The sequence below is a fragment of the Methylobacillus draconifructus genome (genome assembly GCF_045984355.1).
Classification (GTDB): domain Bacteria; phylum Pseudomonadota; class Gammaproteobacteria; order Burkholderiales; family Methylophilaceae; genus Methylobacillus; species Methylobacillus flagellatus_A.
This window is the reverse complement of sequence record NZ_JBJQII010000004.1, coordinates 259,339-272,400: the sequence shown is the minus strand read 5'-3', so window position 1 is coordinate 272,400 and position 13,062 is coordinate 259,339. Positions and strand designations below refer to the sequence as shown.

The 13,062-nt window shown below is 62.1% G+C and carries 7 protein-coding genes; all 7 read left to right on the top strand.

Annotated features, from left to right (window positions below; translation table 11 throughout):
• Window positions 1-239 precede the first annotated feature (239 nt).
• The 7 genes from ACJSDX_RS10270 to ACJSDX_RS10240 all read left to right on the top strand — a co-directional run bounded on the left by ACJSDX_RS10270 (window position 240) and on the right by ACJSDX_RS10240 (window position 13,062).
• Entirely contained in the window at window positions 240-1,652 is a 1,413-nt protein-coding gene (locus ACJSDX_RS10270) for an alginate export family protein (RefSeq protein WP_407994594.1), read from the top strand.
• 13 nt (window positions 1,653-1,665) lie between these two features.
• Window positions 1,666-2,418 (top strand): uroporphyrinogen-III C-methyltransferase, encoded by a 753-nt coding sequence (gene cobA / locus ACJSDX_RS10265; RefSeq protein ID WP_407994593.1) that lies wholly within the window; start codon window positions 1,666-1,668, stop codon window positions 2,416-2,418.
• 76 nt (window positions 2,419-2,494) lie between these two features.
• Window positions 2,495-3,706, top strand: a complete 1,212-nt coding sequence (locus ACJSDX_RS10260; RefSeq protein ID WP_407994592.1) for a nitrate/nitrite transporter — start codon at window positions 2,495-2,497, stop codon at window positions 3,704-3,706.
• Window positions 3,707-3,715: 9 nt separating this feature from the next.
• The gene (locus ACJSDX_RS10255; protein ID WP_407994591.1) at window positions 3,716-5,413 is read left to right on the top strand and encodes a bifunctional protein-serine/threonine kinase/phosphatase; all 1,698 of its coding nucleotides are present in this window, start codon (window positions 3,716-3,718) and stop codon (window positions 5,411-5,413) included.
• A gap of 497 nt (window positions 5,414-5,910) precedes the next feature.
• On the top strand, window positions 5,911-8,475 hold the full coding sequence (gene nirB, locus ACJSDX_RS10250) for a nitrite reductase large subunit NirB (protein WP_407994590.1): 2,565 nt from the start codon (window positions 5,911-5,913) through the stop codon (window positions 8,473-8,475).
• A gap of 16 nt (window positions 8,476-8,491) precedes the next feature.
• The gene (gene nirD / locus ACJSDX_RS10245; RefSeq protein WP_407994589.1) at window positions 8,492-8,884 is read left to right on the top strand and encodes a nitrite reductase small subunit NirD; all 393 of its coding nucleotides are present in this window, start codon (window positions 8,492-8,494) and stop codon (window positions 8,882-8,884) included.
• 26 nt (window positions 8,885-8,910) lie between these two features.
• A complete protein-coding gene (locus ACJSDX_RS10240; RefSeq protein WP_407994588.1) occupies window positions 8,911-13,062 on the top strand; it encodes a sulfite reductase subunit alpha in 4,152 nt (1,383 codons plus the stop codon).

The window sequence follows — 13,062 nt, the reverse complement described above, 5'->3', positions numbered from 1 at the left end:
TTGTTTAAGCGGCATCCGCAGCAATACCTGGCGCCGCGATGCGCTACCCAGCAGCCCGCAGGGCTTTGAAGGCCAAGGACAAAGGCGTCCTGGTTGCAGACAACATACCGTCTGCAACCAGGACGCCTTTTTTATTTTGGCGCTTACAGGCGATGGCAGCTTGATACCAGGAAAAAGAAGGCCCGTCGGGCAGGACGGGCCGGTACTACCGTTACCCCATCTGAGAAAAGGAGCAACCCATGCAAAGTAATTCGAGATTCATGATCCGTCAAGCCTGTTATGGCGGCTTGCTGGGGCTGGCGCTCACTGCCGCAGCCCAGGCGGAAGAGGCCGCGCCGGAATATACCTTCATGGATGCCGTCAAGGCCGGCAAGAACCTGACCAGCTTCCGCCTGCGTTACGAACATGTGGAACAGGACGGCAACGCCCCCAGCGGCCGGCCGCTCAAGGATGCCAATGGCATATCGCTGCGCAGCCTGGTCGGCTGGCAGACCGCGCCATATCACGATTTCAGTTTTGCCGGACAGATCATCGACGTCAGCAAATTCAAGGACGATTTCAACGACAGCACCAACGGCACATTGATCAACAGCGTCTCCAACCAGCCCGGCAAGCTTGACTACGCCAAGATCGTCGATCCTGACGATACCGACATCAACCAGTTGTATGTCGACTGGACCGGCATCAAGAACAACCGCGTGCGTATCGGCCGCCAGCAGATCAACCTGGACAACGTGCGCTTCATCGGCGATATCGCCTTCCGCCAGGTCATGCAGGTGTTCGACGGCGTCACCGTGCTGAACAAGTCGTTGCCCGATACTGAAATCTATGTCGGCCATATCGAGCGCGTGAAACAGATCACCACCAAGCTGCGCTCCGACGGCGCACTGGAAATCGTCAACCTGAAATACCGGATTTCGCCGACCGCATCCGTGACGGGTTACGGCTATTTCTCCAGCTTCGACGACCTCGGTTTTGGCCGCGCGTGGTTTGGCAACGCCGCAGGGACGGGCGGCATTGCCGCCGGCAAGAACGGCAACATCAACCAGGAAGCCGACCAGGGTAACAAGACCCTGGGCATACGGCTGGACGGCGCGCATGTATTCACGCCCCACTGGAAAGGCCTCTACACGGCGGAATACGCCAAGCAGACCGATTACAGCGGCGGCGACTCCCGTATCGATGCCCACTACTACAAGCTGGGCGGCGGCGCGGCCTATGGCAATTTCTCGCTGCGCGCCGACCAGGAGCTGCTGTCCAGCAACAACGGACGTTACGCCTTCCAGACCCCGTTCGGCACCAACCACCTGTTCCAGGGCTGGGTGGACAAGTTCCTCACCACGCCGTTGGAAGGCATCAAGGATACGTTCGTCACCGCGACCTACAAGATCGGCGACTTCCTGTTCTTTGCCGATTATCACGTCATTAAGTCGGATGACCGCTTCAATACCGTGGGCGGGGGTTTCGGCGACCAATACGGAACGGAATGGAATGCCGCCGTCACCTATAACGTCAACGCGCACCTGATGACCAAGCTCGAATACGGCAAGTATTCCGAAAGGGACCAATACACCGCCTTGCCAGGCAACAATGCCGCGGGCCGGGTGCGCGATACGGAAAAACTCTGGCTCACCATGATGTACACCTTCTGATAGAGGCGAAAAAATGTCAGGAAAAGTTTATTTGATAGGCGCAGGACCCGGCGACCCGGAGCTCGTAACGTTGAAGGCGGTCAAGGCCATGCAGCAGGCCGAAGTTATCCTCGTGGACGACCTGGTCAACCGTGAAATCCTCCAACATGCGCCGCAAGCACGCGTCATCGAGGTCGGCAAGCGCGGCGGCTGCAAATCCACGCCGCAACACTTCATCAACCGCATGATGATAGCGCTGGCGGAACAAGGCCAGACCGTCGCCAGGCTGAAAGGCGGCGACCCCTTCCTGTTCGGCCGCGGCGGCGAGGAAATGCTGGAGCTGCGGGCCGCAGGCATCGAGGTGGAAGTGATTCCCGGCGTCACCAGCGGCATCGCCGTGCCAGCTGCCCTGGGCATCCCGGTCACCCATCGCGCCTACACGCACGGCGTGAGCTTCGTCACCGGCCACCTGCAGGACGGCGGGAGCGGGCAGAACTGGAAAGCCCTGGCCGAAAGCGGCACCACCCTGGTGATCTATATGGGAATGAAACAGCTCGCCAGCATCACCAGCGAGCTGCTGGCAAGCGGCATGTCCCCCGATACGCCGGCGGCGGCGATCCAGAACGGTTCGCTCCCCCAGCAGCAGCATGTCACCAGCACATTGTCATTGCTGACAGCGGCAGTACAGCAGGCAGGCCTCGCGAGCCCGGCCATTATCGTGATTGGCGACGTGGTCAGGCTGGCCCACGGCAAGGAGTCGCTGCAATCCCTTTCAATCGCGGCATGAAGAGAGACGACATCATCGCGCGGCCAGGTGCTGTTCCGGTCAGCGCGCTCCCCAATCCACTACTCAAGGAAATATCATGAAAAAAAGTTTCTGGCAGGCAGGTCACAAACCGACATTGTTCTCTGCTTTTCTCTATTTCGACCTCAGTTTCATGGTCTGGGTGCTGCTTGGCCCCTTGGCCGTGCAGATTGCCGCCGACCTGGCCCTGACCCCGGCGCAAAAAGGCATGATGGTGGCCACGCCGGTATTGACGGGCGCCCTGCTGCGCCTGGTCATGGGCGTGCTGGTCGACCAGATCCAGCCGAAAATGGCAGGCCTGATCGGCCAGCTCATCGTGATCGCCGCATTGGCCTTCGCCTGGCTGAACGGCATTCACAGTTATCAGCAGACCCTGATCCTGGGCGTATTCCTCGGGGTTGCGGGCGCATCCTTTGCCGTGGCACTGCCGCTGGCTTCACGCTGGTACCCGCCCGAGCACCAGGGCACCGCGCTTGGAATCGCGGGCGCTGGCAACTCCGGCACCGCGCTGGCTGCGCTGTTCGCCCCCGGGCTGGCGCTGGTATTCGGCTGGAACAATGTGTTCGGCCTCGCTTTGATTCCACTCGTGATCACACTCGTGCTCTATACGATGCTCGCCAAGGACGCGCCCAACCCGCCTGAATCAAAGTCGCTCACCGAATACCTCAAGGTACTGCAGGACAAGGATGCCTGGTGGTTCATGTTTTTCTATAGCGTGACCTTCGGCGGCTTTGTCGGCATGGCCTCTTCGCTCACCATCTACTTCAACGACCAGTACGGCCTCGACCCGGTGCATGCGGGCTATTTCACCGCGGCCTGCGTCTTCGCCGGCTCCTTGGTGCGCCCGATTGGCGGCAACCTGGCCGACCGGATCGGCGGTATCCGCACCCTGAGCGCCATGTACATCCTCGCTGCCGCCTTCCTGTTCATCCTCAGCTTTGGCTTGAGCCAGCAACTGGCAGGCTTGGCCGTCGTGGTGCTGGCGATGATCGCCCTGGGGATGGGCAATGGCGCGGTATTCCAACTCGTGCCGCAGCGCTTCCGCAAGGAGATCGGCGTGATGACCGGCCTGATCGGCATGGCAGGCGGCATTGGCGGCTTCTACCTGGCTTCCAGCCTGGGATACTCCAAGCAGATCACCGGCAACTACCAGCTCGGCCTGGCCATGTTCGCCAGCCTGGCGGTCGTCGCCCTGTTCGGCCTGACCATGGTCAAGGAGCGCTGGCGCACCACCTGGGGCTCCGCCGCCGTCACCAGCGCCAGGGTATAGTAGAACCGCATGGCGCTGGAATTCACCACGGGCTCGAGCTCGGTCACCGGGCAGCGCGAACGCAACGAGGACTTTGCGGGCATGGTGACGCCTGCCGGCGCCATCCTCAATGTCAAGGGCGCCGTCTTTGCCGTTGCGGACGGCGTCAGCGGCAATGCCGGCGGACGCGAAGCCGCCGAAATGACCGTGCGCAGCCTGCTGACGGACTACTACGCCACCCCCGACACCTGGGAAATCCCGGCAGCATTGGACAAGGTGATCACAGCGGCCAACCGCTGGCTGCTTGCGCAGGCCTCGCAGCACCGTGAAATGGCAGGCATGGCGACGACCCTCTCGCTCCTGGTATTGCGCGGCCAGCGCTATTATTCAGGGCATGTGGGCGACAGCCGCCTGTACCGCCTGCGCGCGGGCAAACTGGAGCTGCTTACCGCCGATCATGTCTGGGACAGGCCGGATATGCGCCACGTGCTCAAGCGCGCCGTCGGCCTGGATCAGCAGCTCAACGTGGACTATGCGGAAGGCGGCATACAGGCCGGCGATGTCTACGCATTGATGACCGATGGCGTCTGGGCCGCCTTGGAGCAGCAAGTCATCCACCATATTCTGGGCCTGTACGACCATCCGCAACGCATCTGCGACGAACTCACGCGCCTGGCCCTGGCAGCTGGAGGCAACGATAACGCCACGGCAGTGGCGGTACGCGTTATCAAGCCAGGCAAGGAAACGCTCACCGACCACCTGGCCGAAGGCCGCCAGCTTGCATTGCCTCCCAAGCTCAAGGCTGGCGATCATCTCGACGACTTCGAGATCGTGGAGCTCTTGCACCAATCCCGCGCCAGCCTGGTATACAAAGTCAGGCACCGCCAGAGCGGCCAGCTATGGGTGCTGAAAACCCTGCAGCCCTTATTGGCTGAGGACCGCCAGAGCTGCCAGGCTCTGCTCAACGAAGAGTGGCTCGCCAAGCGCATCATGTCGCAATATCTGCCCCAGGTGCTGCCGCTCGATGCCGGCCAGCGCAGCAAGCTGTATTACGTGATGAGCTGGCACGAAGGCGCTACCCTGCAATACCGCCTGCAACACGGGCACCACTTCACCACGGCCGGCATCACGCGGATCGGGATAGAAATGCTGCGCGGGATCGGCGCCCTGCACCGGCTGCATATCCTGCACCGCGACATCAAGCCCGCCAACCTGCACATTGGCAAGGACGGCCGCTTGCGCATCCTTGATCTCGGCGTCGCCTCCAGCGGCAACCACCTGCAGGATGACTCCATGTCCAACCCCGGCACCCCCAGCTTCATGGCGCCGGAATTGTTCGAGACCCAGCAAGCAGCCTCCGTGCGCGGCGACCTCTTCGCAGCGGGGGTCACGCTCTACCACCTGCTGACGCGCAAATATCCTTACGGCGAGATCGAGCCGTTCCAGCACCCGCGCTTCGGCGATCCCGTGCCGCCCACCCGCTACCGTCCCGACATCCCCGGCTGGCTGGAAAACATCATCCTCAAGGCCGTGGCACGCAACCCGGCCTCCCGCTTTGAAACCGCGGAGGAAATGCTGCTGGCGTTGGAAGTCGGTGAAATCCGCCCTATCCTGCCGGTACAGCGCACCCCGCTGTTCGCGCGGGCGCGCCTGCAGCAATGGCAGTGGCTGGCGGTATGCTCGCTGCTCGCCAATGTGATCCTGGTCTACCTGTTGTTCATTTCCTAGCAACACACTACCTTTGAGCGAATCCGTCCCGCTATCCAGATGAAAATACTTCCTATTATTGAAAGATCAATTCTGGTGCAATCGTTTTTAATCGGCGTCATTAACGTGCGCCGTCCTGATTCATCCTGCATATGCTGACGCCTCTCCAAAATGAATGGCTGCCCATATCAGATGACAAGAAAATCCATATGGAAAAATGGGTTACACGATTTTCTCGGGTTTGTGGCTACGGCATAAACCATGTTGGCATGCCCATTGCTTATCTGGTAGCAAATCTCGTTCATTGACGATGAGTATTTTTAGCAGGAGGGTTTCCGTAGTCAGGAAATCCTTTTGTGGACAACGGCGTCCATAGCTTGCTTACGCACTGCCCCTGGCAGTCGCTGTGCAAGCCATGGACGCCGTTTTTGTTTTTGGGCTTACGCAACAGCAACGCATGACCATGGAAAGACGAGTGCCATAGGCCGGCGTGCTTGCACCTGATGGGAAACACTACGATGAATGAATACACCCGCATAGTGGTCGTCGGCAACGGCATGGTCGGCCACTACTTTGTACAGGAGCTGGTCAAGCGCCATCCTGACCTCGCCGCAGCAAACCTGCAAGTGACAGTGCTGGGCGAAGAACCGCGCCCTGCTTATGACCGCGTGCATCTTTCCAGCTTCTTCTCGGGCAGCACGGCTGAAGACCTTTCATTGGTCGAGCCCGGTTTCTATGACCGCCCCGGCCTGCAATTGCGCCTGAACGCCCGCGTCAGCCACATCCACCGCCGCCAGCATAGCGTCAGCCTGACCGACGGCACGGTGCTGCCATACGACAAGCTGGTATTGGCTACCGGCTCCGTGCCTTTCGTGCCTCCCGTGCCCGGGCGCGACCGCGAGAACTGCTTCGTCTACCGCACCATCGAAGACCTGGAAGCCATGACCGCGGCAGGCGCCACCGCCAGGAGCGGCGTTGTGGTCGGCGGTGGCCTGCTGGGCCTGGAATGTGCCAAGGCCCTGCGCGACATGGGCCTGGAGACCCACGTGGTGGAATTCGCCCCGCGCCTGATGGCGGTGCAGGTGGACGAGAGCGGCGGCCGAGTGCTGCTCACCAAGATCGAGGAACTCGGCGTGCATGTGCACACCAGCCGCAACACGGTCAACATCACCGACGGCGCCACTGCCCGCCACCGCATGGTGTTCTTCGACGAAACCTGGCTCGAGACCGACATGATTGTCTTTTCTGCCGGCATCCGTCCCCGCGACGAGCTGGCCCGCGAATCCGGCCTCGCGATCGGCGCGCGCGGCGGTATCGCGATTGACGAGTTCTGCCGCTCCAGCGACCACGACATCTATGCGATTGGTGAATGCGCAAGCTGGAACGGGCAGATGTACGGCCTGGTCGCCCCTGGCTACGACATGGCGCGCATCGCCTGCGCCCATCTTGCCGGCGATGCCGCCATGACTTTCCAGGGTGCCGACATGAGCACCAAGCTCAAGCTCATGGGCGTAGATGTCGCCAGCGTCGGCGATGCGCATGGCGAAACCCACGGCGCGCGCAGCTACCAATACCTGGATGAAGTCCGCAAGATCTACAAGAAGATCGTCGTCAGCGAGGACGGCAAGAAACTGCTCGGCGCGGTGCTGATCGGCAATGCCGATGAGTACGGCACCCTGCAGCAAATGGCGGTCAATGCAATGCCCTTGCCGGAAAATCCCGAATTCCTGATCCTGCCTGCCAGCGACGGCAAGGAAAAACCCGGCCTGGGCGTGGATGCCCTGCCCGACAGTGCCGTCATGTGCTCATGCAACAACGTCACCAAGGGCCAGATCGGCGAGGCGGTGGCCAATGGCGCCTGCTCCATCGGCGAGATCAAAGCCTGCACCCAGGCAGGGACTTCCTGCGGCGGCTGCGTGCCGCTGGTCACGCAAGTGATGAAGGCGCAAATGGTCAAGCTCGGCATGACAGTGAACAACCACTTATGCGAACACTTCCCCTACTCGCGCCAGGAGCTTTACCACTTGGTGCGCGTGGGCCAGATCAGGTCTTTCGACGAACTACTGGAAAAACACGGCAAGGGCCTGGGCTGCGATATCTGCAAGCCCACCGCCGCCAGCATCCTTGCTTCCTGCTGGAACGACTTCATCCTCAAGAAAGACCTGGCATCGCTGCAGGACTCCAACGACTATTTCCTCGGCAATATCCAGAAGGACGGCAGCTACTCGGTCGTGCCGCGCATGCCCGGCGGCGAGGTCACGCCCGACGGGCTGATCGCCATCGGCAATATCGCCAAGAAATACGGCCTCTACACCAAGGTGACCGGCGGCGCGCGCGTGGACATGTTCGGCGCGCGCGTCGAGCAATTGCCCAATATCTGGGAAGAACTCATCGCCGCAGGCTTTGAATCCGGCCACGCCTACGGCAAGTCGCTGCGCACTGTGAAAAGCTGCGTCGGCTCCACTTGGTGCCGCTACGGCGTGGACGACAGCGTGGGCCTCGCCGTGCAGCTGGAAAACCGCTACAAGGGCCTGCGCGCGCCGCACAAGATCAAGTTCGGCGTCTCGGGCTGCACGCGCGAATGCGCCGAGGCGCAAGGCAAGGACGTTGGCGTGATCGCCACCGAGAACGGCTGGAATCTCTATGTCTGCGGCAACGGCGGCATGAAGCCGCGCCATGCCGAGCTGCTCGCGAGCGACCTGAGCAAGCAAGAGCTGGTGCGCATGATAGACCGCTTCCTGATGTTCTACATCCGCACCGCCGACCGCCTGCAACGCACCAGCACCTGGCGCGACAACCTCGAGGGCGGCCTGGACTACCTCAAGGACGTCATCATCAACAATTCGCTGGGCCTGGGCGCGGAACTGGAAGCGCAGATGCAGCATGTGGTGGACAATTACCAGGACGAATGGAAGACCGCCGTCACCGACCCCGAAGTGCGCAAGCGCTTCCGCAGCTTCGTCAACAGCATGGCTGGCGACGCCAATATCGTCTTCGTCAAGGAACGCGAGCAAATGCGCCCCGCCACACCACAGGAAAAACAGCAGGCGAAGGTCATTCCTATCCTCGCACTTGCCGAATAACCAACGGAGCAAACCCATGAGCCAATTACAACAAACCGCTTCATCCAGGAACACAATCGAGCAAATGTCCATGTCCGCCGGTATGGAAGGGGCATGGCAGCCGGTCTGCGCGCTGGAGGACATCTGGCCCGACACGGGCGTATGCGCCTTGGTGGAAGGGCATCAAGTCGCGATTTTCCGCATGAAGGGCGACGTGCTGTACGCCATCGACAACCATGATCCGCACAGCGGCGCCAACGTGCTCTCGCGCGGCATCGTCGGCGACCTGGATGGCGAGCCGGTCGTCGCGTCGCCCATCTACAAGCACCATTACCAGTTGCGCACCGGCATCTGCGCGGAAGACGCCGGAACTCGCTTGAACACTTACCCTGTAGAGCTGCGCGACGGCGCAGTCTGGGTGCAGGTCTAGGCTGCACAGGTCGGGACCAGGAAGCAATGGCGACGCAAGTCAAATCGGTCTGCCCTTATTGCGGCGTCGGCTGCGGCATTGTCATGGAAGTCGAGGACGAGCGCATCGTCAAGGTCGCGGGAGACAAGCAGCACCCGGCCAATTACGGCCGCCTATGCACCAAGGGCAGCACCTGCGCGCAGGCGATCACGGCTTCGGGACGGCTGGAGCATGCCTACCTGCGCCGGCAGCGCAATGCCGAGCCCGCACGCATCGGCATGGACCAGGCCATCAAGGAATCCGCGCGCCGCCTGCGCGCCATCATAGACGAACACGGCCCCGATGCCGTGGCGCTCTATGTCTCGGGGCAAATGTCGATCGAGTCGCAATACCTCGCCAACAAACTGGTCAAGGGCTATATCGGCAGCAACAACATCGAGTCCAACTCCAGGCTATGCATGGCTAGTGCTGGAAGTGGGTACAAACTTTCACTGGGAGCCGACGGCCCACCCGGCTCCTATCAGGATTTCGACCAGGCCGACCTGTTCTTCGTCACCGGCGCCAATATGGCGGACTGCCATCCCATCCTGTTCCTGCGCATGATGGACAGGGTCAAGGCCGGCGCCAGGCTGATCGTGGTCGATCCCCGTCGCAACGCCACGGCGGAAAAGGCCCACCTCTTCATGCAAATCAGGCCCGGCACCGATATGGCCTTGCTCAACGGCCTGCTGCACTTGCTGCACAAGCACGGCCATACCGACCCGGACTTCATCGCCAGCTTCACCGAAGGCTGGGAAGCCATGCCGGCACTCCTCGACGACTATCCGCCTGAAAAAGTGTCCGAGATTACCGGCATACCGGAAGCCGACATCCGCCAGGCCGCCGGATGGATAGGCCAGGCAAAAAACTGGATGAGCTGCTGGACCATGGGGCTCAACCAGAGCACGCACGGCACCTGGCACACCAACGCCATCTGCAACCTGCACCTCGCCACCGGAGCGATCTGCCGCCCCGGCAGCGGGCCCTTCTCGCTCACCGGCCAGCCCAATGCCATGGGCGGCCGCGAAATGGGCTACATGGGGCCAGGCCTGCCCGGACAACGCTCGGTGCTGGCGGAACAGGACCGCGCCTTCATCGAGAACCTCTGGGATGTTCCCGCAGGCACCCTGCATACCCGTTCGGCGGGCGGCACCGTCGCCATGTTCGAGCAGATGGCCGCGGGCAAGATCAAGGCTTGCTGGATCATCTGCACCAATCCGGTCGCGAGCGTCGCCAACCGCAAGAACGTCATTGCCGCACTGGAGCGCGCGGAACTCGTCATCACCCAGGACGCCTACCTCGATACGGAAACCAACCGCTATGCCGACATCCTGCTGCCCGGCGCACTCTGGGCCGAAGCAGAAGGCGTGATGATCAACTCGGAACGCAACATGACGCTGATGCAGCAGGCCGTGCCGCCGCCGGGAGAAGCCATGCCCGACTGGCAGATCATCGCCAGCATCGCCTGCGAAATGGGCTATGCCGAAGGCTTCAGCTACTCCTCTGCCGCCGAGGTGTTCGATGAAATCCGCCGTGCCTCCAACCCCAAGACCGGCTACGACATCCGCGGCGTGAGCCACCAGCGCCTGCGCGCAACCCCCGTGCAATGGCCTTGCGCGCCGGATGATGCGCAAGACCGCCACCCTATCCGCTATCTCAATGACGGCATCAGCCAGCAGATTAAAATGCAGGAGGACGGCGAGCGTCCGCGCATCGCCTTCGCCACCGAAAGCGGCAAGGGCATGTTCTTTGCCCGGCCCTGGCTGCCGCCTGCGGAAATGCCAGACCAGGACTTTCCTGTTGTCCTCAACACCGGCCGCCTGCAGCACCAATGGCATACCCTGACCAAGACCGGCAAGATCCCCACCCTGAACAAGCTCAACCCAGGGCCGTTCGTCGAGCTGCATCCCGAAGACGCAGCCAGTCTCGGCATCCGGGACCAGGACCGGGTCGCAATCCGCTCGCGCCGAGGATCAGCGGTATTGCCGGCAGTAGTCACCACGCGCGTCCGTCCCGGCAATTGCTTCGCGCCATTCCACTGGAACGACGTCTTCGGCGACGACCTGGCGATCAATGCCGTCACCAGCGATGCCATAGACCCATTGTCGCAACAACCCGAATTCAAGTTCAGCGCCGTCGCCCTCGCCAGAGTGGAAAGTCCCGCCCAGAACGCGCTGGACGCAGCTGCCGAGACAAGCGGCAACACGCGGACAAGCATAAGCAACACGAAGGAAATCGCCATGAAAGATATTGACGCACTGGCACAACTACTCGGCCTTGACGACATCCCTGCCGTCAAGCTGGAACCGGTGGAACAGCTCTACCTGCAAGGGTACCTGACCGGACTGCGCAGCGACGCTTCGCGCCAGGCTGGCGGCGTGCCTACGCTGCCGCCCACGGCGCCATTGCCGCCGGAGAAAAAGACCCTGGTCGACGGCATGCTGGCCGGATTATTCTCCCGTACCTGGATTGCGCCTGGCAGCCTGCCAGCCGAGCGCGATCAGGATGCCCCTTCCCAGCCTGCGGTTCATATCCTCTGGGCATCGCAAACCGGCAACGCCGAAACCTTCGCCGGCCAGTGTGCCGCCAGGCTGCAGGCGGAAGGTTGGCAAACCGTGCTCAGCAGCATGGACGAGGTCAAGCCTGCCAGCCTGGCAGAGGCCGGTCATGCCATCCTGCTGGCCAGCACCTTCGGCGATGGCGACCCGCCCGACAACGGCAGCCAGTTCTGGACCGCATTGCAGGCAGAAAACACGGCATTATCCAGCCTGCAATACGCCGTGCTGGCCTTGGGCGACTCCAACTACGGCCAGTTCTGCGGCTTCGGCCGCAAGCTCGACGCCAGGCTGGCCGCGCTGGGTGCCACCCCGCTGGCTGCGCGCGCCGATTGCGAGCCGGATTATGAAGCCGCCGCCCAGGCCTGGCTCAACCAGGTAGCAAGCGCGCTCGCGAGCCGGAAATCCACCCGGCAATCCACGGCACGGCAGCTAGCGCTCGCAGGCGGCATGCCCGCCGGAGAGGAGGACGACAGCCCGGCAACAGCGCCAGCCTATACCCGACAGCATCCCCTGCACGCCAGGCTGGCGGTAAACCAACGCCTGAGCAGCGACAGCTCGGAAAAAGAAGTGCGCCAATTCGTCTTTGACCTCAACGGTAGCGGGCTCAGCTATGAAGCGGGCGATGCGCTGGGCGTCTGGCCGAGCAACGACCCGGCGTTGGTGGGCGACATGCTCGCGGCGCTGCAACTCTCCCCGGCCACGGTGGTGCAAGTGCAGGACCGCGGCGAAATGACGCTAGTGGAAGCCTTGTCGCATCACTACGAAATCGCGCGCATCACCCCGGAAATATTGCAGTTCATCAATGCCCGCGCCGGCAATGCCGAGCTCGCCGCCTTGCTCGGGACACAGGGCGAACTCAAGCAATGGCTTTGGGGCAAGCAGCCCATAGACCTGCTGCATGCCTATCCCATCCAGGCGGAAGCCGCGGAGTGGCTGGCGGTATTGAAGCGCCTGCAGCCGCGCCTCTACTCGATCTCATCCAGCCCCCGGGCATTTACCGACCAGGTGCACCTGACGGTGTCGATCGTGCGCTACGGCCAACATGGCACCGCACGCGGCGGCGTCTGCTCCACCTTTCTCGCCGACCGGGCGGCAGGGCAGGCTGTGCCCATCTTCCTAAAGAAATCGGCGCATTTCCGCGTGCCCAGGAACCCGGATACTCCCTTGGTCATGGTCGGCCCCGGCACCGGCATCGCGCCGTTCCGCGCCTTCCTGCAGGAGCGCCAGGCTACGGGCGCCACCGGGAAAAACTGGCTGTTCTTCGGCGAGCAGCACGCCGATACGGATTTCTATTACCGCGACGAACTCGCCGCGATGCAGCAGGCGGGCGTCCTGCATCGCTTGGACACGGCGTTCTCGCGCGATCAGCAGGAGAAAATCTACGTGCAGCACCGCATATTGGAACATGGCGCGGAACTGTGGCAATGGCTGGAGCAAGGCGCGCATTTCTGCGTCTGCGGCGATGCCAGCCGCATGGCGCGCGACGTGGATGCGGCACTCAAGCAGGTCGTGCAGGCCCATGGCAACATGAGCGCAGAAGCCGCCGCGCAATACATCGCCAAGATGGCGCAGGACAAGCGCTATGTGCGGGATGTGTATTAG